This window comes from Microbispora corallina (genome assembly GCF_016863035.1).
Lineage (GTDB): Bacteria > Actinomycetota > Actinomycetes > Streptosporangiales > Streptosporangiaceae > Microbispora > Microbispora corallina.
The window spans coordinates 24591-46043 of the sequence record NZ_BOOC01000018.1 but is presented as its reverse complement, the minus strand read 5'-3'; the positions used below and the strand labels follow the sequence as shown (position 1 = coordinate 46043).

The 21453-nt window shown below is 71.7% G+C and carries 20 protein-coding genes and 2 pseudogenes; 13 read left to right on the top strand and 9 right to left on the bottom strand.

Going from position 1 to position 21453, the window contains the following annotated elements; genetic code table 11:
* Positions 1-4: 4 nt before the first annotated feature.
* Positions 5-556 carry a hypothetical protein gene (locus Mco01_RS19710; protein ID WP_204058368.1) on the bottom strand — a complete coding sequence of 184 codons (552 nt, stop codon included), beginning with the start codon at positions 554-556 and terminating at the stop codon, positions 5-7.
* A 359-nt stretch (positions 557-915) separates the two neighbouring features.
* Between Mco01_RS19710 and Mco01_RS19705 the strand changes: the two genes are divergently transcribed.
* Genes Mco01_RS19705 through Mco01_RS19680 form a run of 6 tightly spaced genes read left to right on the top strand, consistent with a single transcriptional unit; the run spans position 916 to position 3533 of the window.
* Positions 916-1419: an Asp23/Gls24 family envelope stress response protein gene (locus Mco01_RS19705; protein WP_036324254.1), complete on the top strand. Its 504-nt coding sequence runs from the start codon at positions 916-918 to the stop codon at positions 1417-1419.
* Positions 1416-1817 (top strand): Asp23/Gls24 family envelope stress response protein, encoded by a 402-nt coding sequence (locus tag Mco01_RS39155; protein WP_239103750.1) that lies wholly within the window; start codon positions 1416-1418, stop codon positions 1815-1817. Before Mco01_RS19705 ends, Mco01_RS39155 begins: the two co-directional genes overlap by 4 nt.
* Before the next feature lie 2 nt (positions 1818-1819).
* On the top strand, positions 1820-2008 hold the full coding sequence (locus Mco01_RS19695) for a hypothetical protein (RefSeq protein ID WP_036324251.1): 189 nt from the start codon (positions 1820-1822) through the stop codon (positions 2006-2008).
* The gene (locus Mco01_RS19690) at positions 2005-2334 is read left to right on the top strand and encodes an Asp23/Gls24 family envelope stress response protein (RefSeq protein ID WP_204058367.1); all 330 of its coding nucleotides are present in this window, start codon (positions 2005-2007) and stop codon (positions 2332-2334) included. Before Mco01_RS19695 ends, Mco01_RS19690 begins: the two co-directional genes overlap by 4 nt.
* Positions 2331-2939, top strand: a complete 609-nt coding sequence (locus Mco01_RS19685) for a DUF6286 domain-containing protein (protein ID WP_204058366.1) — start codon at positions 2331-2333, stop codon at positions 2937-2939. The genes Mco01_RS19690 and Mco01_RS19685 overlap by 4 nt, the downstream gene beginning before the upstream one ends.
* A 27-nt stretch (positions 2940-2966) precedes the next feature.
* Positions 2967-3533, top strand: coding sequence for a hypothetical protein (locus Mco01_RS19680; protein WP_204058365.1), 567 nt, complete (start codon positions 2967-2969; stop codon positions 3531-3533).
* A 39-nt stretch (positions 3534-3572) separates the two neighbouring features.
* Here Mco01_RS19680 and Mco01_RS19675 read toward each other — a convergent pair whose 3' ends face one another.
* Genes Mco01_RS19675 through Mco01_RS19665 form a run of 3 tightly spaced genes read right to left on the bottom strand, consistent with a single transcriptional unit; the run spans position 3573 to position 5612 of the window.
* Positions 3573-3932: a DUF488 domain-containing protein gene (locus Mco01_RS19675; protein ID WP_204058364.1), complete on the bottom strand. Its 360-nt coding sequence runs from the start codon at positions 3930-3932 to the stop codon at positions 3573-3575.
* Positions 3933-3952: 20 nt separating this feature from the next.
* Positions 3953-5362 (bottom strand): sensor histidine kinase, encoded by a 1410-nt coding sequence (locus Mco01_RS19670; RefSeq protein WP_204058363.1) that lies wholly within the window; start codon positions 5360-5362, stop codon positions 3953-3955.
* A 25-nt stretch (positions 5363-5387) separates the two neighbouring features.
* A complete protein-coding gene (locus tag Mco01_RS19665; protein WP_204058362.1) occupies positions 5388-5612 on the bottom strand; it encodes a hypervirulence associated TUDOR domain-containing protein in 225 nt (74 codons plus the stop codon).
* Between the two features lie 222 nt (positions 5613-5834).
* On the opposite strand from Mco01_RS19665, the gene Mco01_RS19660 reads away from it, so the two are divergent.
* The gene (locus Mco01_RS19660) at positions 5835-6986 is read left to right on the top strand and encodes a glycoside hydrolase family 12 protein (RefSeq protein ID WP_204058361.1); all 1152 of its coding nucleotides are present in this window, start codon (positions 5835-5837) and stop codon (positions 6984-6986) included.
* A gap of 75 nt (positions 6987-7061) precedes the next feature.
* On the opposite strand, the gene Mco01_RS39810 is transcribed toward Mco01_RS19660, so the two are convergent.
* Positions 7062-11354 carry a discoidin domain-containing protein gene (locus Mco01_RS39810; RefSeq protein WP_204058360.1) on the bottom strand — a complete coding sequence of 1431 codons (4293 nt, stop codon included), beginning with the start codon at positions 11352-11354 and terminating at the stop codon, positions 7062-7064.
* A 485-nt stretch (positions 11355-11839) separates the two neighbouring features.
* On the opposite strand from Mco01_RS39810, the gene Mco01_RS19650 reads away from it, so the two are divergent.
* Together Mco01_RS19650 and Mco01_RS19645 are read left to right on the top strand one after the other, a co-directional pair.
* On the top strand, positions 11840-12898 hold the full coding sequence (locus tag Mco01_RS19650; RefSeq protein ID WP_204058359.1) for an endo-1,4-beta-xylanase: 1059 nt from the start codon (positions 11840-11842) through the stop codon (positions 12896-12898).
* Positions 12899-13300: 402 nt separating this feature from the next.
* A complete protein-coding gene (locus Mco01_RS19645; RefSeq protein ID WP_204058358.1) occupies positions 13301-15091 on the top strand; it encodes a discoidin domain-containing protein in 1791 nt (596 codons plus the stop codon).
* A gap of 143 nt (positions 15092-15234) precedes the next feature.
* On the opposite strand, the gene Mco01_RS19640 is transcribed toward Mco01_RS19645, so the two are convergent.
* The 3 genes from Mco01_RS19640 to Mco01_RS19630 form a co-directional block, all read right to left on the bottom strand.
* A complete protein-coding gene (locus tag Mco01_RS19640) occupies positions 15235-15771 on the bottom strand; it encodes an NUDIX hydrolase family protein (RefSeq protein ID WP_036324238.1) in 537 nt (178 codons plus the stop codon).
* A 63-nt stretch (positions 15772-15834) separates the two neighbouring features.
* Positions 15835-16257: a nucleoside deaminase gene (locus tag Mco01_RS19635; RefSeq protein WP_239103749.1), complete on the bottom strand. Its 423-nt coding sequence runs from the start codon at positions 16255-16257 to the stop codon at positions 15835-15837.
* Positions 16254-17123 (bottom strand): LLM class flavin-dependent oxidoreductase, encoded by an 870-nt coding sequence (locus tag Mco01_RS19630; protein WP_204058356.1) that lies wholly within the window; start codon positions 17121-17123, stop codon positions 16254-16256. The genes Mco01_RS19635 and Mco01_RS19630 overlap by 4 nt, the downstream gene beginning before the upstream one ends.
* 93 nt (positions 17124-17216) lie before the next feature.
* Here Mco01_RS19630 and Mco01_RS19625 point away from each other — a divergent pair, with 93 nt between their 5' ends.
* The 4 genes and pseudogenes from Mco01_RS19625 to Mco01_RS19615 all read left to right on the top strand — a co-directional run bounded on the left by Mco01_RS19625 (position 17217) and on the right by Mco01_RS19615 (position 20491).
* Positions 17217-17681 carry an Lrp/AsnC family transcriptional regulator gene (locus tag Mco01_RS19625; RefSeq protein WP_204058355.1) on the top strand — a complete coding sequence of 155 codons (465 nt, stop codon included), beginning with the start codon at positions 17217-17219 and terminating at the stop codon, positions 17679-17681.
* Between the two features lie 41 nt (positions 17682-17722).
* A pseudogene (locus Mco01_RS19620) lies at positions 17723-18697 on the top strand (histidine kinase dimerization/phospho-acceptor domain-containing protein); the annotation flags it as partial.
* Positions 18698-18790: 93 nt separating this feature from the next.
* Positions 18791-19159: pseudogene (locus Mco01_RS40470) on the top strand (sensor histidine kinase); the annotation flags it as partial.
* Between the two features lie 180 nt (positions 19160-19339).
* Positions 19340-20491, top strand: a complete 1152-nt coding sequence (locus tag Mco01_RS19615) for an acyltransferase family protein (RefSeq protein ID WP_204058353.1) — start codon at positions 19340-19342, stop codon at positions 20489-20491.
* Here Mco01_RS19615 and Mco01_RS19610 read toward each other — a convergent pair.
* Entirely contained in the window at positions 20463-21365 is a 903-nt protein-coding gene (locus Mco01_RS19610; RefSeq protein WP_239103748.1) for an aldo/keto reductase, read from the bottom strand. The two genes, Mco01_RS19615 and Mco01_RS19610, sit on opposite strands and share 29 nt — an antisense overlap.
* Positions 21366-21453: the final 88 nt, after the last annotated feature.

Below are 21453 nucleotides of genomic sequence, written 5' to 3'. Positions count from 1 at the left end.
GGACTCACCTCCGCGAGCGGGTCACCGGTCGGGTCGGCCGCGGACGGGGACGGGGCCGCTCCTCAGGCTCCGGCTCCTCTTCCTCCTCGCCCTCGTCGTACGGCTCCTCGTACTCCTCGTCCTCGTCGTACTCCTCGGCGGGCTCCGGCTCGCGGGGGGCGGGACGGCGGGCGCCGGGCCGGGGGACCCGCCGGCGGCCCTCCTGCGGCTCCTCTTCCTCCTCCTCGGCACGGCGGGACTTCGGCTGCCGCAGCGCCTCGGCCCGCTCGTGCAGCCTGTCGCTGAGGGAGTCGATCTGCTTGCTCGTGGCGCGCATGGCCGCCGCCTTGCCGATATCGAGCAGGTCGCCGCGCACACGTTCGGTGATCTTGCCCAGCTCGGGGGAGCTGCCCAGGATCTTGGTGCCCTGCTCCAGGATGGTCCCGACGGCTCCCTCGCCCTTCAGCCGCCCGGCCAGGATCGCCAGCGCCAGCATGAAGGCGAAGCGCAGCTTGTGATGCCGACCGAGGTAATAGCCTGCGATGACTGCCAGGGCCACCTTCAGTCCGTCTTTCATGATCGCCCCTCCTCGCCGGGTCGCCCTGTTAGCGCCGGTCAGGCCGCGGGGGCGGCGCCGCTGTGACGGTGCGCTCCCGATCGAACGGTATGCATGCCCTAGAGGTGGACATAAAAACTCATACACGCCCATAACGGACAGATTTGGGGCGGGCTAAGCAGTGATTTAGGGCCATCTGTTCGGCGGAATCGCCGAGATCGCGGGTCCGTGCCGTCCTTCGTCAGGCTTGAGGGTTTCGAGGGTCTCCGGTGACCCAACCTCGCCCGAACAGGAATGATTACTCTACGCAAACCGGGTATCACGGGCGTGAATCGAGGGGAAGCGCCTCCTCAACCGCAGGGTCGGAGCGGGGGAGTCACATGACGGAGACCAACACGCCAACCGCGGGGGGCGTGACTGTCCAGGAGAAGCGCGACCGGCCGGGGTTCGGCGGTTCGCACGCGTCGCCGTCGCAAACGGGAAAGGGCCTGGCCACCGAGCGGGGCCGCACGGTCATCGCGGACGAGGTCGTGGCGAAGATCGGCGGCATGGCCGCCCGCGAGATCGAGGGCGTGCACGACTTCGGCACGGGCACGGCCCGCGCCATCGGCGCCCTCAAGGGCCGGCTGGGCGCGGAGGACGGGGTGACGCGCGGCATCGACGTCGAGGTCGGCGAGCGGCAGGCCGCCGTGGACATCCACCTCGTGGTCGAGTACGGCCTGGCCATCCCCGATCTCGCGGAGGCCGTCCGCCGCCACGTCATCGACGCCGTCGAGCGCATGTGCGGGCTGGAGGTCACCGAGGTCAACATCGCCGTCGACGACGTGCACCTGCCCCGGCAGGAGGAGCCGTCCGGAACGGACGGGGAGCCGCGAGTCCAATGAGCACGGGTCCGGCCGAGACGAGCCGGCGCGCAGAGGCGCCCGGAGCCCCCGCCGAGGGGGCGACGCACGGGGAGACCGCCACCGGGACGACGACCGGACGCCCGAAGGACGTCTCCGCGGCGGACGTGGCCGCGCGGGTGGAGTCGTGCCCCGACGTGGTCCGCCTGTCGCGCGGGCCGTTCGGGGCGGTGGCCACGTACCTGCCGGGAGGGCTCGTCCCCGGCGTGGTCGTCAGGGACGACCGGATCGAGATCCACATCGTGGCGCGGTACGGACGGCCGCTGCCGGAGATCGCCGAAGCCGTACGGGACGCCGTCGCCGACCTGGCGGACGGCCGGCCTGTCGACGTGATCGTCGCCGACGTGGAGAGCGCCGGCGGCACGCGAGAGGAAGGTTGATCATGGAGGAGTTTCCCGTATGGGCCCTGGCCGGGCTCCTGTTCGGCACGGTGCTCGGAGTCGTGGGCGCGTTCGGCGGGCTCAACGCGTTCCTCATCGTGCTGGTCCTCGGAATCGTCGGCTTCTTCGTCGGCCTGATCCTCGAAGGCGGCGTCCACATGCCGACGACGATGCATCCGCGGCGGCAATGACCGTGCCCGGGACGCGCGGGACGACGTCGATCTCGGACCGCGCGTTCATGAAGATCGCCGAAGAGGTGGCCAGGGAGGACGACCAGGTCGCCGGCAGGCCGCACGCCTCCGGCTCGCTCAGCGGGTCCGTCGCCGCGGTGCGGTTCGACCTGACCGTCCGCTACCCGGCTCCCGTGCGCGGGATCGCCGCGCACATCCGGGAGCACGTGCGGGAGCGGGTGCGCGAGCTCACCGGCGTCTCGGTGGAGAACGTCGACATCGACGTGGTGGAGCTCGTGCCGGCGCAGCGTCCCGCGCCCCGGACCCGCGAGGAGGATCGGCCATGACGCCCGGTCACGGCCCGTCGGAGGGCCCGCGGTTCTTCGTCCCGGCCCGCCGCCCCGAGTCGCGGGGGGTGGCCCGGGCCTTCCGGCCCACCCGCGCGGGCCCGGCCGGCATCGTGGCGCTCGTGCTGCTGGCCCTCGGGGTCGTGACCGCCGTGCAGGTCATCACGACGCTCCTGGGCAACCCGGTCCGCATCGTGCCGTACGACCAGGTGGCGCGGTGGCTGCGGACCACGACGTGGGACGACGGCCGGGCGCTCGCGGTGGCGAGCGCGCTCGTTCTGCTCGGCCTGCTCCTCCTGCTGATCGCGCTGGTCCCGGGCCGGGGACGGATGGTCACGCTGACCACCGGCGACCCCGATCTGGCGGTGGGCGTCCCGCGCCGGACGCTGTCCGCCGTGCTGACCGCGGCCGCCTCCCACGTGGACGGCGTGCGGCACGCGCGGGCCCGCGTGCACGGGTGGCGGGCCGACGTGCGGGCGGACACCGACCTGCGCGACACGGCCGGCGTGGGGGAGCGCGTCCGGGCCGCCGTCGAGCGGGAACTCGACCGGCTCGCCCCGGCCCACCCCATGTCCGTGCGGGTGCGGACGCACGGGCCGTCCTGAGACGCGGACGTACGAAGGAGAACCGCCGTGAAGCGAAGCGGCAACCGGACGGGCCTCGCCCTCGTCGGGCTCGTCCTGCTCGTGGTGGGCGGGCTGGCGCTCGCGCGTGGACTGGGCGCGTTCGGAGCGTCGGCCGCCCGCCGCCCACTGCTGGAGCCGGGCGCGGCCGCGCTCGCGGCCACCCGGCCGTGGTTCTGGCCCGCGGTCGCGGCGGCGGGGGTGGTGCTCGCGATCATCGGGCTCGCCTGGCTCGTCTCGCTGCTGCGCCTGGACCGGCTGCGGCGGCTGCGCCTGGAGTCGGGCATGTCCGGGGTCACCGAGGTCGACGGCGGGCCCGCGAGCCACGCCGTGGCGGGCCAGGTGATGGGCTATCCGGCCGTCCGCCGGGCGCGCGCGGTGCTACGCGGCCGGCCCGACGCGCCGCGCCTGGACCTCGGCGTGTCGGCGCGGGAGCCGGCCGACCTCGGCGCCCTGGTGACCCGGCTGCACGACGAGGCCGTGCCCGATCTGCGCACCACGCTCGGCCTGCGCCGTCTCCCCACGCTCGTCCGGCTGAGCATCGTGCCCGGCAAGCGCACCCGCGCGGTCCACTGAGAACACGGCCGCCCCCGTCTCTTCTCAGGACGTCTCTTCTCAGGACGGCTCGTTCAGGACCTCGGCGAGCACGGCCGCGTGGCTGTGGCCGGCGTCCCTCGTCGCGGTGAGCAGGGTGACCTGGCCGTCCGCCCGGAGGCGGCGCAGTCGTTCCAGGGCCTCGCGGCGTCCGGGCTCGTCGAGTTCCGCCAGGTAGCGGCCGTGGAACTCGCCGTACTTCGCGGGCTCGTGGCCGTACCACCGGCGCAGGTCGGTGGAGGGCGCCACGTCCTTGAGCCACTCGTCGAGATGCGCGGCGTCCTTCGTCAGCCCGCGGGGCCACACCCGGTCGACCAGCACCCGCGTCCCGTCGTCGGGGGACGGGGGGTCGTACACCCGGCGTACCGTCACCGATCGCATGCGTGCTCCCTCCGATCGTCTCACCGGTGCCCCGCGTCAGGCCGTCCCAACCCGCCGCCGTCCGGGGGCGCGGCCGGGAGGCGCACGACGAACCGGGCCCCGAGCTCGCTGTCCTCGATGCGGAGCGTCCCGCCGCTCGCCTCGGCGATCTGGCGGGCGATCGGCAGGCCGAGCCCGCTCCCCCCGGCGTCTCTGCTGCGCGCGGCGTCGAGCCGGGTGAAGCGCTGGAAGACCAGTTCGCGCTTGTCCGGTGCGACACCGGCCCCGTCGTCGTTCACCTCGAGGACGGCCGTGCCGTCCGGGAAGGCGGGGGTTGCGGCGTCGAGCCGGACGATGACCGAGATCGCGTTCGCGGCGTGCCGTTCGGCGTTGTCGAGGAGGTTGGCGAGCAGGCGGCCGAGCCGCAGCCGGTCGCCGACGACCACCACCCCGGCCTGGAGCGAGCACGTCAGGCGCTCGTCCGGGGGCGGCCGGTGCCGCAGCTCCGCCTCGACGAGGTCCGCCAGGTCGACCCGGTCCTCGGCCCCCCGCAGGTCCGCGTCGAGGCGGGCGAGGGTCAGCAGGTCGCCGACGAGGGCCTGCAGCCGGTCGAGGCTCCGCAGCATCACGCGGGCCAGCACGGGAACGGTCGTGCTCTCCGGCGAGAGGAGGGCGTCCTCGGCCTCCGCCCGCATGGCCGTGATGGGAGTCCGCAGGTCGTGCGACGCGTCCGTGGCGAACCGCCGCTGCTGCTCCAGCGCGGCCTCCAGCCGCGCCAGCGTGCGGTTCACGCCCACCGCCAGATCGTGGATGTCGTCGCCGCCCGGCGGGACCGGCACCCGCCGCTGCGGGCACGTCGCGTTGATCTCGTCGAGCTCGGCCCGGATCGCCCGTACCGGTGCCATGGCCGTGCGCGCGCCGCGTACGGCCAGCCACTGCGTCACGCCGACCAGCAGGGCGGACCCGCCCACGACCAGGGCGGCGAGCGCGGGGTGGGTCCAGAACGGGACCCGCGGCGCGGCGGCGTAGACGACGCGCGGCCCGTCGGGCCCCCGGGCCCACTGCGCGACCACGATGTGGCAGCCACGCCGCGCGAAGGCGTCCCCGCAGACGGTGCCGTCCGCGATCCCGTGGTAGCCGGCTGGCCGGAGCGACGCCATCGCCGGCCTGCCCCGCAGGGCGGCGGTGGCGGCGACGACCCGGCCGTTCTGGTCGACGACCTGGATGTCGCCGACCGGACCCGGGGTGATCGGCCGCACCAGCCGGCCCGACTCGACCTCCGCCACGACCCGCCCGCCGACGCCGACGAGCTCGTCCTTGACGTAGCCGTTGGTCAGGAACTGGACGGCCGCCAGGATCACCACCGCCAGCAGCGCGCAGAGCACCGTCACCAGGACGCCGGTGAACAGGGTGATGCGCCTGGTGACCGACAGCCTCCGCCTGCCGCCCATCTCCCGGTCGCCGGACGCCCCGGAGTCAGTCCTTCGGCTTCAACGCGGAGGGCTTGTGCACGGCCTGCCTGCCGCTCTTCTCACTCTCGACGAGGAACTGGGGGTCGTCGGGCGAGGCGTCCACCGTGCGCCCGGCCTCCTCGGTCCTCTTGGTGATCTTCTTCTTGACCTCGCCCGAGGCGGTCGAGCCATGGCTGCGCCACGTGACCTCGTCACCCACGGCCGGCTCGTCCTTGTGTCGTTCGGCCATGCCCCGCCCGTACCCACCCCTAAAACCGACAAGCAGCTACATATCACCATAAATATCCAAAGAAATGGCCCGCCAGGAACGGTCACACCCCGTGCTCGGCATGATCGTCCAGGTGAAACTTTCACCTCAGGGAGGGACGTCCGGCCAGGCCAGAGGGCCTTTCGGCCGGGCGGCCCGACGGCGTCGTGTCGCCCCGGGAGACGCCCTGCCTATCGTCCGGATATGAAGATGCGAATGATCACGGCGGGCCTGGTCATGCTCGGCTCCGTCGCCGCCTCGCTCGTCGTCGGTCAGACGGCCCGGGCGGACACGACGATCTGCGAGAAGTACGGCTCGACCACCATCCAGGGCGGCAAGTACGTCGTCATGAACAACGTGTGGGGAGCCTCCACGACGCAGTGCATCAACGTCACGAACACCGGGTTCACGGTGACGCAGGCGAACCACAACAACACGGGCGGCGCCCCGGCGGCGTACCCCGCGATCTACGCCGGCTGTCACTACGCCAACTGCTCCTCCGGTAGCGGGCTGCCGATGCAGGCGTCGAACAGCCAGTTCAACTCGGTGCAGACGAGCGTCAGCATGAGCTACCCCGGCTCGGGCGTCTACGACGCGGCGTACGACATCTGGTTCGACCCGACCCCACGAACCGACGGCCAGAACACCGGCGCCGAGATCATGGTCTGGCTCAACCACACCGGATCCGTCCAGCCGGTCGGCTCGCGCGTCGGTACGGCCAGCCTGGCCGGCGGCACGTGGGACGTGTGGGAGGGCAACATCGGCTGGAACGTCATCTCCTACGTGCGGACCTCGCCGACGAACTCGATCAGCTTCCCCGTGCGCACCTTCTACGACGACGCCGTGAGCCGCGGCTACGCCCAGCGGTCGTGGTACCTGACCAGCGTCCAGGCCGGGTTCGAGCCCTGGGTGGGCGGCGCCGGGCTCGCGGTCAACAACTTCTCCTACAGCGTCGGCGGCACGGTTCCCAGCCCCACGCCGACCCCGACGCCCACGCCTCGCCCGACCCCCACGCCGACCCCGACGCCGGGCGGCGGCGGCGCCTGCCGGGTCTCCTACAGCAAGCAGGAGTGGCAGGGCGGCTTCACGGCCAACGTCACCGTCACCAACACCTCGTCGAGCGCGGTCAACGGCTGGACGCTCGGCTTCACGTTCCCGAACGGCCAGCAGATCACCAGCGCCTGGAACGCCACCGTGAACCAGAGCGGATCGTCCGTCACGGCGAAGAACCTGTCGTACAACGGGTCGATCCCCGCCGGGGGGAACACCTCCTTCGGCTTCCAGGGCACCTGGAACGGCTCGAACGGCACCCCGTCGAGCTTCAACCTGAACGGCACCGCCTGCTCGGTCGGCTGACCGGGCTTCCAGTAGACGGCGGAAGGCGCCGCCGGAGGACGAACCTCCGGCGGCGCCTCAGGCGTTCCTCGCCTCCTACGGGTTGACGGTGATGGTGAAGGTCGACGTGGTGTTCCTGATGTCCTGAGCGTTGTCGCTCAGCTTGAGGTTGTTGAAGGTGACCGAGCCGACCGCCGGGCCCTGGCCCGCCTCGGGCATCTCGTTCGCCCAGAGGCCGAAGCCCGACTTGGCGTCGAACGCGTCACCGCTCTTGTGCGCGCCCGAGATCGAGATGTTGGTGAGGACGGTGTCCTTGATCGGGTTCTGCGGCTGACCGCCGACGTAGTTCGTCTGGAACATGATCCCGGAGTAGGTCGGGTCGACGATGTCGACGTTGCTGATCCGGATGCCCTGGAACACCTTCGAGGCCGAGAAGAGCCAGATGGCCGGGAAGGTCTGGGCGCCCCAGAAGTGACCGCCCGCGCGGACGATCGAGATGTTGTCGAACTGCGTGGGCGGGCTCGCGCCGAAGCCGTTCATCGGGTATCCGAAGTCCAGCGAGCTGATCGTGATGCCCGAGTAGGTGAGCGTGTCGGCGATGTAGATGTTCTTGAACGTGTTGGCGTACCCGCCGTACACCGCGACGCCGGCCGCGCGCCAGGGGAGGATCGCGGTCAGGTTCTGGTACACGTTGTTCTTCTCGTCGGCCCCGCCGGCGTCGATGGCCGAGAACAGCGCGAAGCTGTCGTCGCCCGTCGTCCTCGCCTCGTTGTTCGAGACCAGGTTGTCGGTGCTGCCGTTCGTCATGTTGACGCCGTCGGCGAACGTGTCGCGGATCCGCGAGTTGGTGATCGTCATGTTGTCCGTGTTCGCGCCCCAGTACATGCAGACCTGGTGCTCGACCCAGATGTTGTCGATCGTGATGTTCGCGACGTTGGAGAAGTCGAACACCTTGCCCGGCCCGTCGATTCGGGAGGTGTAGTTCCCGAAGTAGGCGAAGCCGGAGAAGGTCGACCCGTTGGCCGAGGACTCGGCCCGGAACCCGACGTCCGTGTTCTCCTGCGTGGACGGCGCGTAGAACCGGGTGTACCAGGGACCGGCGCCGACGACCTTGACCGGCTTGCCGTACACCTGGAACTTGCCCGACGTCTGGTAGTCGCCCGGCGGCAGGTAGACGCCGACGAGCGTGCCGGTGGTGTCCATCCGGACCTTGTCCAGGGCGTTCTGCACGTCCTGGTGGGTGAGGCCGGCGGGCACCGTGTACGTCGCGGGATCGGGGTTGGCGATGACGTTCGCCTGCTCGAGGCTGACGAAGTCGATCGCGTAGGTGGAGGTGTTGGCCGCGTCCTTCTGCAGTCTGATCTTGTGGCCGGCCGCGACGGTCGTCCCGAGCAGCACGTTGGCCTCGTCGTAGATGTGCCGCGGGCTGCCGGCGCTCGGGGAGTTGCCCGGGCCGGTCTCGTTGCCGTACAGCCACGCGTACTTCGAGGTCAGGTTGACGGCCTTGAGGAAGGTGCCGTCGACGTAGACGTCCAGGGTCGCGTCGGTGCCGCCGCCGCCCGCCGAGTCGGGGATGGAGAAGCGGGTGACCAGCGTGTTCGTCGGCGCCTTGGTGGTCCACTCGACGTAGTTGCCGGTGGAGGTGAGCCGCACGGCCTTGCGGCCGGACGCCTCGCCGGCGAGGTCGCCGATGGTCCGGTTCGGGCCGACGACCGTCGCCCCGCCGCCGACCACGCCGTCCTCGGCCTCGTAGGTGTCGTACGGCATGTTGGCGCCGCGGCCCACGAAGAACGGCTGGTTGGTGGTGTTGTTGGCCTGCTTGACCGGGAGTTCGTTGGCGTCGTTGGCGATCACGGTCTTGACCGTGTACCTGCCGTTCGCGGCCGTCCACGTGCCCAGGTTCATCGGGCTCGTGGTGGATCCCGCCGCGATGGCGCCGCTGTAGGAGCCGGTCAGCGTCTTGACGACGGTGCCCGAGTCGTTGGTGATCGTGAGCGTGACGCCGTGGGCGCCGCTCGCGGAGGCGACCGTGCCCTGGTTCTTGATCGCCACCGAGAACGTGACCGTGCTGCCGTTCGCGGGGTTGCCCGGCGACCAGCTGACCGGTGAGGCGATCAGGTCGGAGCTGTCGACCGGCCGGACGACCAGCGGCGAGGAGGCCGCGAAGTCGTTGTTGGTCTCGTTCTGCTCGATGACGGCGCCGGACTCGTCGGCCTTGGCGCTCAGCGCGTAGCTGCCCGCGTCGCGGGGGCCGATGCCGGCGGAGACGGTGGCCGACGCCCCGGCCGCCAGCGCGCCGACGGCGGCGCTGCCGACCTTGCTGCCGCCCAGGAAGAAGGCGACGTTGGTGGCGCCGGAGGCCGCCGTGCCCGCGTTCTTGACCGTGGCCGAGAGCGTGACGGAGTCGGTCTCGACGGGCGCGGCCGGCGACGCCGACAGCGCCGTGACGGTGAGGTCGGGGTTGGGCGCCGGGACGCCGATGACCTGGAACTCCGCCACCTGGCCGGCGGGGGCGCCGGAGTTGGCGGTGAACGTGAGCCGGACGTCCGCCACCGTCGCGGACACCGGGATCGTCACCGTGTTGCCGGACGACGGGTTGAAGGTGTACGTCGCCGGGCCCGAGATGCTCGTGAACGACGACGCGCTCTGCTCGCGGCCCAGGACCTGGATGGTCTGGGTGCGGGTGCTCCAGGCGGGGTCGGGGTTCAGCTTCAGCACGATCGAGTTGACGACCGCGTTGGCGCCGAGCTGGACGGTGAGCGTGTTCGGGTAGCTGCCGCCCGCGCCCTCCCAGTAGGTCGTCACGTCGTTGTCGTCGGCGTTCGCGGCGACGTACGTGAAGGTGTACGACGAGGCCGTGATGGGCTTGCCGACGGCCATGTTGGAGCCGCCGCCCCCGGTCCCGTTGCGGGTGACGGTGGTGCTGGCGATCGACTGGTTCCCGGCCGCGTCCTTGGCCCGCACGTAGTACGACACGGTCGCGGTCGTCGGCTGGGTGTCGGTGTAGGTGAGGACGTTGCCCGCCACGCTGCCCCGCAGGGCGTTGTTGGCGTAGACGTCGTAGCCGGTGACGCCGACGTTGTCGGTGGAGGCCGTCCAGGTCAGCTTGATCTGCCCGGCCGTCTGCTCGGTGTAGGCGAGGTCCCCGGGCGCGGTCGGCGCCTGCGTGTCGCCCGTGGCGCCCTGCCGGGTCACGGTGTTGCTGTTGCCCGACTGGTTGCCCGCGGCGTCGCGGGCGCGCACGTAGTAGGACACCGTGGCGCTGTCGGGCTGGGTGTCGGTGTAGGTGAGGACGTTGCCGGCCACGCTCGTGCGGAGCTGGTTGTCGGCGTAGACGTCGTAGCCGGTGACCCCGACGTTGTCGGTGGAGGCGCTCCAGGTCAGCTTGATCTGGCCGGAGGCCGGCTGGGTGTACGCCAGGTTGGACGGCGCGCTCGGCGGCTGCGTGTCACCGGTGCCCGACGGGCCGTAGACCTCGAGCTCCGACACCTGGCCCGCGGGCCAGCCCGTGTTGGCCGTGATGTTCACCCGGACGTACCGGACGGTGGCGGCGGTGAAGGTGATCGTCACCGTGTTGCCGGAGGAGGGGGTGAAGCTGTAGCCGGCCGACGCGACGAGCGTGGAGAAGTTCGTGCCGTCGGTGCCGCCCTGGACCGAGAGGGTCTGGGTGCGGGCCCCCCAGCCGCTCGGCAGCTTCAGCACGACCTTGTTGACGCTCACCGAGGCGCCGAGGTCCACCTGCAGCCACTGCGGGAACGCGTTGTTGACGCTCTCCCAGTAGGTGGCCTGGTTGCCGTCGGTGGCGTTGGAGGAGGCGTAGACGTCGGAGTGGCCGCTCTCCTTCGTCGGCTTGCCCTGGGCGAGGTTGCCCGACGCCGAGGCGGCGCCGTAGACCTCGATCTCGGACAGCTGGGCGGCCGCCCAGCCGGTGTTCGCGGTGATGTTCACCCGGACGTACCGGGTGCTGGTGGCCGCGAAGTTGATCGTCACCGTGTTGCCCGAGCCCGGGCCGAACGTGTACGACGTGGAGCCGACGACGGTGCTGAACCCGGAGCCGTCGGTGCTGCCCTGGACGGACAGGGTCTCGTTGCGGGCCTCCCACGAGGAGGGGAGCTTGAGCACGACCTGGTCGACGCTGGTGGTGCTGCCGAGGTCCACCTGGGCCCACTGCGGGAACGAGCTGCCCGAGCTCTCCCAGTAGCTGCCCTGGTTGCCGTCGTTGAGGTTGCCCGCGGTGTAGGGGCTGTTGGAGCTGCTCGCGGTGGCCGTCTTCCCGGCCGCCAGATTGGGCCCGCCCGCCGCCTTCGCGGGGGAGAGCGGCCCGGCCACGACGAGGAGGCATGCCGCCGCCACCGCCGCGACCGAGCGTACGAACTTCCTGTCTGACATTTGCGTTCCTTCGTCTCCGGAATCCGACCGACGGCCCCGATCCGCGGGTCTCACTCCGCATTCCGCTGGGGGGTGGGGAAAAGCCGTGGTCAGGGCGGCGACCGGTTGCCCAATGCCGTAGCCGACATCACCTCGTTGACCTCTCTGGAGAAGGTGACGGTGGCGGGCGCGCACGGACGCAGTGCATTCCTGCCGGAGCTTGCGTGGAACTGCAAAAATCTGATGGTTAAGTTGCAAGATCCTTACATCGAGTTGCTCAGATGTTACATAGGCAGCACTCCACCGTCAACGGGGCTGACAGGTCCGGTGACAGGGCAGTCTCCGCAGGCCGCAGGGGGTCGAAAGTTTCAGGCGCAGGACCGGTTCTGACCGTCGGCTTTATCCCAGGAAAACGCCTATTGACCGCGCACTGGTACGCCTCTAACGTACGTCGAAAGTTAGGGCAAGATATCGAAAACTTTCGGCCCCCCTCCGGAGGATCTGAGATGTCCTATCGACACGCGCTCGCCGCGCTCACCGCCGCCGCGGGCCTGGTGCTGGCGTCGGTCCCGGCGTCCGCCGCCACGGCCGACGGCCACGGCCCCGGCAGGACGCTCGGAGAGCTGGCCGCCGCCACACACCGCTACTTCGGCTCGGCCACCGACAACCCCGAGTTCACCGACCAGGCGTACCTCGACATCCTCGGCCGCGAGTTCGACTCGACCACGGCCGGCAACGCGCTGAAGTGGTACGCGACCGAGCCCCAGCAGGGCGTCTTCGACTTCACCCAGGGCGACCAGGTCCTCGACTTCGCGCGCAGGCACAACATGTCGTTCCGCGCCCACACACTGGTGTGGCACAACCAGCTCCCCGACTGGCTGACCAGCGGCACCTGGACCGCCGACCAGCTGCGGGCGATCCTCAAGAACCACATCACCCAGGAGGCGCGTCACTACAGGGGCAAGGTCTACTCGTGGGACGTCGTCAACGAGGCGTTCAACGAGGACGGCACCTACCGCGACACCCTCTTCTACCGGACCCTCGGCCCCGGCTACATCGCCGACGCGCTCCGGTGGGCCCACCAGGCCGACCCCCACGCCAAGCTCTACCTGAACGACTACAACCTGGAGGCCGTCGGCCCGAAGAGCGACGCCTACTACGCGCTGGTGAAGTCTCTCAAGGCCCAGCACGTCCCGATCGACGGCGTCGGCTTCCAGGGTCATCTCGCGCTGCAGTACGGGTATCCGGACACCCTGCGGCAGAACCTCCAGCGCTTCGCGGACCTGGGGCTCGACGTGGCAATCACGGAGCTGGACGTCCGCATGATCCTGCCCGCCGACGCCGAGAAGCTGGCCACCCAGGCCAAGTGGTACGCCGACGTGACGAAGGCCTGCCTCGCCGTCCGCCGGTGCGTCGGCATCACGGTCTGGGACTACACCGACAAGTACTCCTGGATCCCGGCCGTCTTCACCGGCGAGGGCGCCGCCCTGCCGTACGACGAGAACCTCGCGCCCAAGCCGGCCTACTACGCCATCAGGGACGCGCTGAAGGCCGCGGGGCGGTAGGCCGCGGTCGCGGCGGGGGACCGGAGGGTCGTCCTCCGCCGCGGCCGATCGCCTTCGCCTCCCTGTGACGGCGGGGATCCGCGGGGGTTGTCCCGGTGGGGGCGCCGGGACCCCGCGGCTGCCACTCCCCGCTCGCGGCGCCGGGCCGGTGGAACCTCCCGGCCCGGCGCCGATCTAATTTCACGCCTTTTACTAAGGTGTTGACTCTTGGCGGAGAGCCGGTGGTACTCTCGCCCGAGAGAGCGCTCTCTTACCAGAGTTCGACCGATCCGTCCCTGTGGCCCGCGCGGGCCACAGTCCGGCGCCCCCTTCTCCTCCCTGTTCCCGCGGTCCGGAGGGCGTGCCGGCGCGCCCCGCGCGTCACCCCCCCGGCGGACCGGTCCTCGATCAAAGGGAGAACCCATGTCAGGAACGCGCGAACGCGCGGACGTGGGAGGCAGCGCCCGTCGTCTGGGCCTGCGTCTCAAGGCAGGTGCCTCTGCCGTCGTCCTGGCGCTCGGCACTCTCGGAGTCGCGACGGCCACGGCCGTCGCCGTCCCCGGAACCGCCAACGCCGCCGTCCCCGCACCCCCGGCCGGATTCACGCTCACCTGGAGCGACGACTTCAACGGCGCCGCGGGCACGGGTGTGGACACCGGCACCTGGAAGTACGACACCGGTCCGGGCAGCAGCTTCGGCACCGGTGAGATCGAGACGATGACCAACAGCACGGCGAACGTCTTCCAGGACGGGAACGGGCACCTGGTCCTCCGGGCGCTGCACTCCGGCACCAACCCGTCCTCCGGCTGGACGTCCGGGCGCATCGAGACCCAGGCGGCCACGTTCGGGGCTCCCGCCGGCGGCGTCGTCCGCATGGAGTCGTCGATCCAGCAGCCCAACGTCACGACGGCGAACGGCGCGGGCTACTGGCCGGCGTTCTGGATGCTCGGCGCGCCCCTGCGGTCCGGCATCTCATGGCCGACGAGCGGTGAGATCGACATCCTCGAGGACATCAACGGCCGCAGCTCGGTCTTCGGCACCCTTCACTGCGGGACCAACCCCGGCGGGCCGTGCAACGAGTCGAGCGGCATCGGCAGCGGCGAGCGCGCCTGCTCGGGCTGCCAGACCGGCTACCACACCTACGCCGTGGAGATCGACCGGTCCGTCTCGCCCGAGCAGATCCGCTGGTACCTCGACGGGACCAACTACTTCACCCTGCCGGCCAACCGCGTGGACGCCACCACCTGGGCCAACGCGGTCGACCACCCGTTCTTCATCATCTACGACCTGGCCATGGGCGGCGGGTTCCCCGCGGCCTTCGGGGGCGGCCCCAACGCCTCCACGGTCTCCGGCGGCCAGATGAACATCGACTGGGTCGCCGTCTACAACAAGGGCCCCGGCAGCGGCGGTGGCGGTGGCGATGGCAGCAACATCGCCCAGGGCAAGACGACCACGGCGTCCTCGTCCGAGAACGGCACCCTCGGCCCGGCCAACGCCACCGACGGCAACACCGGGACCCGCTGGGCGAGCGGCTTCAGCGACCCGCAGTGGCTCCAGGTGGACCTCGGCCAGTCGTACACCATCAGCCACGTGACGCTGAACTGGGAGGCCGCGTACGGCAGGGCGTACCAGATACAGACGTCACAGGACGGCGCCAACTGGACGACGATCTACTCCACCACCACGGGTGACGGAGGGACCGACGACCTGGCGGTGACCGGCACGGGCCGGTACATCCGGATGTACGGCACCCAACGGGCGACCGCGTACGGCTACTCGTTGTACGAGTTCGCGGTGAACGGCACGCCCGGCGGCGGGGGCGGCGGCGGCACGCTGCTGTCGCAGGGCCACCCGGCCACCGCGTCGTCGACCGAGAACGCCGGCACCCCGGCCTCGGCCGCCGTCGACGGCAACACCGGCACCCGCTGGTCCAGCGCGTTCAGCGACCCGCAGTGGCTCCAGGTCGACCTCGGCGCCACGCACACGATCAGCCGGGTCGCGCTGAACTGGGAGGCCGCCTACGGCAGGGCCTTCCAGATCCAGACGTCCGGCGACGGCACCACGTGGACGACCGTCTACTCCACGACCTCGGGTACCGGAGGAAACCAGAACCTGACGGTCTCCGGCTCGGGGCGGTACGTCCGGGTGTACGGCACGCAGCGGGCCACGGCCTACGGCTACTCGCTCTACGAGTTCCAGGTCTACGGCAGCTAGCTCCATCGGGGTGCCGGGGCGGCCGCCCCGGCACCCTTTGGCCGTCGGATCGGGTGAGAGCGCTCTCACCCGACGCGCTTTTCCCGCTCGGAAATCTGTCAAGAACGCTTTACCGAATGAGGCGCCTCGGTGCCCGCGACGGGTCAGGTGAGGCGGCCGACGTGGGCGAGAGCCTGCTTGAGAAGCACGCCCTGGCCGCCCGTCATCTCCTGCTGGACGAGCGGCGAGGCGGCCTCCTCGGGGGTGAACCACACGAGGTCGAGCGCGTCCTGGCGGGGACGGCAGTCGCCGGCGACCGGGACGATGTACGCCAGCGAGACCGCGTGCTGGCGCGGGTCGTGATACGACGTGACGCCCGGGGTGGGGAAGTACTCGGCGATCGTGAACGGCTGGGGCGAGATCGGCACGTGGGGAAGCGCCACCGGCCCGAGGTCCTTCTCCAGATGCCGCAGCAGCGCGTCGCGGACCCGCTCGTGGTAGAGGACGCGCCCGGAGACGAGCGCGCGGCTGACGGTGCCGTCGGAGCCGATCCGCAGCAGCAGACCGACCCGGGTCACCGTGCCGGTGTCGTCGACCCGCACGGGCACGGCGTCGATGTACAGGATCGGCATGCGTCCCCGTACCGACTCCAGCTCGTCCGGAGCGAGCCATCCGGGCACGGTTTCGGTCTTTTCCGTCATCCCGCGATCGTACTTCGCGGCCCGATCTCGCCGCGCCGGCGACCCGGCACGGTCGTCCGCTGGTCAGACGTAGTAACCCTCGACCGGCCGGCGGGCCTCGTCGTACAGCGCCGGGCCCTCCAGCCGTACGGCCGGCGGCCCGGCGGGCGGCTTGAGGTCGCTGAGCTGCCCGGCCGACAGGGCGAACACGACCCGGCCGAGGCCCGACCGCTCGATGGCCCCGGCGCACATGCCGCAGGGCTGGCAGCTCGTGTACATCGTGGTCGCCGCGGCCGTGGCCGGGTCGAGCTCCCGGGCGGCCCACCTGGCCAGCTTCAGCTCCGGGTGGGCCGTGATGTCGGCGTCGCGGATCGTCGTGTTGCGCTCCTCGGCGAGCACGTCGCCGTCCGGGCCGACCAGCAGCGACCCGAACGGCGGGTCGCCGCCCTCCCGGGCGGACGCCGCCAGCTCGATGGCCCTGCGGAGGAAGCGTTCGTCGTCGGTCACGTAATCTCCGTTCTCGATTGGCGCCGGGCGCCGGTCCATGCCGCGTGCACGGTCGCCAGCCGCCGCCACGCGATCTCGGGGTGGCACGTCTCGCGCGGGTCGTCGTCGAACGGGTCGAGCACGACGGTGCCGGCGCCGAGGCGGCGCAGGCGGTGAAGGTCGTCCAAAACCTGGTCGACCGTGCCTTCGCCGGCGAGCCTGCCGGGGGAGGTGACGGGGGAGTCGGTGAGGCGCAGCGCGATCCGGGGGGCGAGACCGGGCACGGGCCGCCCCTCCTCTCCGGCCATCGCCCGAATCCGGCCGACGGCCTCCTCCAGCCACGGGAGCGTGGTGCGCAGCGGATGCCAGGCGTCGCCCAGCCGTACCGCCCGGCGGATGCCCGCGTCGCTGTTGCCGCCGATCCAGATCGGTATCCGCCCCTCGCCGTAGTCGTCGCGGTCGTCCCAGGCGGCGCGCAGCGTGGTGACCAGGTCGTCCGTCAGCTCCCCGCGCCGGTGGAACGGCGCCCCCAGGGCGGCGAACTCCTGCCGCGCCCACCCCACGCCGACGCCGAGGACGAGCCGCCCTCCGCTGATCCGGTCGAGGTTCGCGGCCATCCGGGCGACCAGCAGGGGATGCCGGTACGGTGCGATCAGGACCGTCGTGCCGAGCCGGACGCGCTCGGTGACGCCCGCGAGCCAGGCGAGGGTCGTGAACGGCTCGAAGAAGGGCGGCGGATACTGCTCGGCGACGTCCGGCGTGATCACCACGTGGTCGGAGACCATCAGCAGGTCGAAGCCGAGGGACTCCACCAGCCGGGCCCACCGGAGGAGCACGCCCGGGTCCGTGCCGGGACCGAAGTTGGGGACGTTGACGCCTAACCGCACCGGTTCAGGCTATCCAGGTGGTACGGGCCGCCTGAAGGGAAATATCACGGGATGGACGGGGATCGGCCGTGGAAATCCCGGTACGGTGACACGATGACCGGGAATCTCGACGCGATCGACTGGGCGATCCTCGCCGAGCTCCAGCGGGACGGCCGCATCACGATCACCGAGCTGGCGCGACAGGTGAACCTGAGCCCCTCGGCCACGACGGAGCGGGTCAGGCGGCTGGAGGCGAACGGGGTCGTCATCGGCTACCGCGCGGAGGTCGACCTGGAGAAGGCCGGCTTCGCCGTCCTCGCGATCGTGCGGCTCAAGTATCCGGGCAGCCGTCACGAGCCCCTGCGCCGCCTGCTCGCCGAGCGGTTCGAGATCCTGGAGTGCCTCAGGACGACCGGGGACGACTGCTACACCCTCAAGGTGGCGGCGACCTCGATGGCTCACCTGGAGCGGATCGTGGACGAACTGGCCCAGTTCGGCAGCACGACCACCAATATCGTCTACAGCTCGACGCTCCCCTATCGGGGGCCGCGGGCTCCTGAGCCCCCAGCCGGCGGCTGAACCCCTGCGGGAACAATTCCGCGCTGCATGCGGTATACAGTATGGAGAGCGATGCGCCGACAGGCGAGGGGGACGTCGTGGTCGATCGAGTCCGTTGTCACGCGCGTGCGCCGGGTCGTCCGAGATGGCCGGGCACGATCCGCGGGCGGGTCACCGCCCTCGTCGCCGTCCTGACGATGCTCCTCCTGCTGCCCGCGAACGCGATGGCGAGCGAAGCCGAGCAGCGGGCGTTCCACGGCACGCTCCGGCTGAGCGACCGGGGGCAGAACGCCCTCGTCGCCGCGGCGCTGCGGGCCGGGGCGCTCGCCACCCCGATCGTCCCGAAGGTCGCGGGCGTCGACCTGGTCCAGGTGGTGGCGCTGGGTCACCGGGTGCTCGACGCGGCGAGGGACGCGCGGGGGCTCCCGCCCCCCGCCTCGGTCCGGCCACCGGGGGACGGCCCCGAGCAGGACGTCCGGATCCACGGACGCGCGCCTCTGGTACGCGTACGGCTCGCCGCGCTGGGCGTCGGGACGGGGCCCCGCACTGCCGTGATCTACGCGGGCCGGCTGGGCGCCCGGCTCACCCCCGCCCTCGTCTTCACCAGGTTCCTGGGCCTCCAGGAAGCTCTCCTGACGACCCTGGCCGCGCTGTCGACCTGGTGGATCACCGGGCGAGCCCTCAGACCGGTCGAGGACATCCGCCGGCGGCTCGCCGCGATCGACATGGACGAACCGGGCGCGCGGGTGCCCGAGCCGGGCGGAGACGACGAGATCGCGCGTCTCGCCCACAGCGTCAACGGCGCGCTGAGCCGCATCGGGGACGTCAAACGGCGCAGCGACCATGTGCTCCGCGAGCTGCGGCGGTTCGCGGCCGACGCCTCCCACGAGCTGCGGACCCCTCTCGCCGGACTCCGGGCGGAGCTGGAGGAGTGCCGGCTGTACCCCGAGGATACGGACGTGCCCACGATGATCGACTGTGCGCTGTCCGACGTGGACCGGCTGGAGGCCATCGTCGCGGACCTGCTCCTGCTGACCCGGGTCGAGGCCGCCGACGGCGCCGGGCGGGCCCCGGTGGACCTGCCGGAGCTGGTCCGGCACGAGGTCTCCCTTACGGTCGGCCGATGGCCGGTGCGCACGCGGCTCGACGAGGGACTCCTGGTCCGCGTGGTACGTCCGCAGATCGCCCGCGTGCTCGCCAACCTGCTGGACAACGCCCAGCGGCACGCCGCGGCGTCGGTGGAGGTCCACCTGCGGCGGTGCGGGGGGTTCGCCGAGCTCTCCGTGTCCGACGACGGAGCCGGGATCCCCGTGGCGGACCGGGAGCGGATCTTCGAGCGGTTCGCCCGGCTCGACGACGCCCGCAGCCGGGACCGCGGCGGCACCGGGCTCGGCCTGGCGATCGCGAGGGAGATCGCCCACGCCCACGGCGGGACGCTGGAGGTCGGCGACGCGCCCAGCGGTGGAGCCCGCTTCGTCCTGCGAATCCCGCTCGCCTGACGGGCGGCCGGGCGGCCCAGATCGCCTTGAGGACCGGCGGTGCGGCCCGGCGGCGCGGCTCGGCTTGCGGATGAGCGCCCGGTTCGCCTGACGGGCGGGCGGGGTCGCCTGGCAAGCGGACCTTGGGTCGATGAGGGGGAGGAGCGCGGTAATCAGGGTCTATCGCCTAAAGTCACGCGAATGGCCCCGAATCCGTCCCGGCTCGCCTGGCTCGACGCCCTGCGGGGGCCGGCCGCCCTGGCCGTCGCGCTCCACCACTCGGCGTGGACGTTCATCCCCGGGGCATGGGCGGCCGTCGACCGCAGGATCGACGTCGGCACATGGGGCGTGTTCGTGTTCTTCCTGGTCAGCGGCTACATCATCCCCGCGTCGCTGGAACGGCGGGGAGACCTGCGGGCGTTCTGGATCGGCCGGGCGTTCCGCCTGCTGCCGCTGCTGCTCACCGCGGCCGCCCTGGCCCTCCTGCTCGGGTACGCCGGGGCGTTCGCCCTCCACCCGGGCCTGGGCCGGCGACCCCTGTCCGTCGTCGTGCTCGGCAACGTGACGATGCTGCAGGAGCTGCTGGGCGTCCCGGCGGTCATCAACGTGATGTGGACGCTCTCCTACGAGATGGCGTTCTACCTGCTGACCGTGGCCCTGTACGCCACGCGGCAGGCGCACCGGTCGGCGCCGATCGCCGTCGTCCTGGCGGTGCTCGGCGTGCTCCTCGGGGCGTTGCTGCCCCGGCCCGTCATCAGCGGGCGGGCCGACCTGCTCGCCGCGCTCCTCGCCCTGGCGGCGGCCGCGGTCGTGGTCGCGACGGCACGGGCGCGGGGTGGGACGCGCGCTGCCGTCGCCGTCGCGGGCGGGCTGCTGGGGCTGGCCCTGGTCGTCCTGGGCAGCCGGATCGGCGCCTGGCAGGGCCTCGTCATCCTCGCCGCGATGTTCGCGGGCACGGCCGTGCACCGGGCCGAGCAGGGGACGATCCGGTGGCGCTGGGCCGTGGCCGCCGTGCTCGCCGTCCTGGTCTGCGGCGTCCCGGCCAAGGACGATCCTGGCTGGGCGCCCGCGCTCGTGCTGGCCACGGCGTTCTTCGCGGCGGCGTTCGCCCTGCGGCACCGGTCGTTCCCCCGCTGGCTCAGCCATCTGGGGGTGATCAGCTTCTCGCTCTACCTCCTCCACCCGCTCCTGCTGCGGCTGAGCCCCAACCTCCCGTTGTTCTTCCTCATCCTGGTGCCGCTCGGCTACCTGACCCACCGGCTGATCGAGGCTCCCGCGCAGCGCCTCGGCCGGCGACTGTCGGGGCGCGGGAGCCCCCGGCCTGTCACGCTCCGGGATCCCGCAGGGACGTGAGGCGGGCCATCTCGTCGTCCGTGAGCCGGAGCGCGCCCGCCGCGACGTTCTCCGTCAGGTGATCGGGGTCGCCCGTGCCCGGGATGGCCAGCATGTGGGGCCCGAGCTGGAGCGTCCAGGCCAGCCGTACCTGCGCGGCACTCACCCCGTGCGCGCGGGCGACGTGGAGCACCTCCTCGGCGTCGTCCCCGCTCGCGCCCGACACGCGCCCCTGCCCCGCGACGGCGAAGAACGGCGTGAACGCGACGCCCCGCTCGCCGCACAGGCGCACGAACGCGTGGTCCTCCTCCGCCGCCCCGATGCCGAACCGGTTCTGCACGCAGACGACGGGCGCGATGGCCTGCGCCTCGGCGAGGTGCCCGGGCCGGACGCCGGAGAGGCCGAGGTGCCGGATGAGGCCGGCCTCCCGCAGCTCGGCCAGGGCGCCGAAGTGCTCGGCCACCGAGTCGAGCCGCATGACGCGGAGGTTGACCAGGTCGAGGTGGTCACGGCCGAGCTGCCGGAGGTTCTCCTCGACCTGGCCGCGCAGCTGGTCGGGGCGTGCCATGGGCAGCCACGCGCCGGACGGGTCGCGCCCGGGGCCCACCTTCGTGGCGATGACGAGACCGTCCGGGTACGGCGCCAGCGCGCTGGTGATGAGCTCGTTGGCCGAGCGCAGCGGGGAGAAGTAGAAGGAGGCCGTGTCGATGTGGTCGACCCCCAGGTCGACCGCGCGCCGGAGCACAGCGATGACGCGGTCGCGGTCGCTCGGGGGATCGCGGTGGAAGGGGCGGCCCCCCGTCAGCCGCATCGCGCCGAATCCCATCCGGTTGACCGTCAGGTCGCCCAGCGTCCAGGTGCCCGCCGCCGCGGCGGTGATGCTCTGCGAAGTCACCGGGGAAGTGTGCCACGACGCCCCGGCCCCGACGTCCCCTCCGGAGGCGCCCTGTGGACGGCCGCGCGCGATCGCCCCTCGCCGAGCG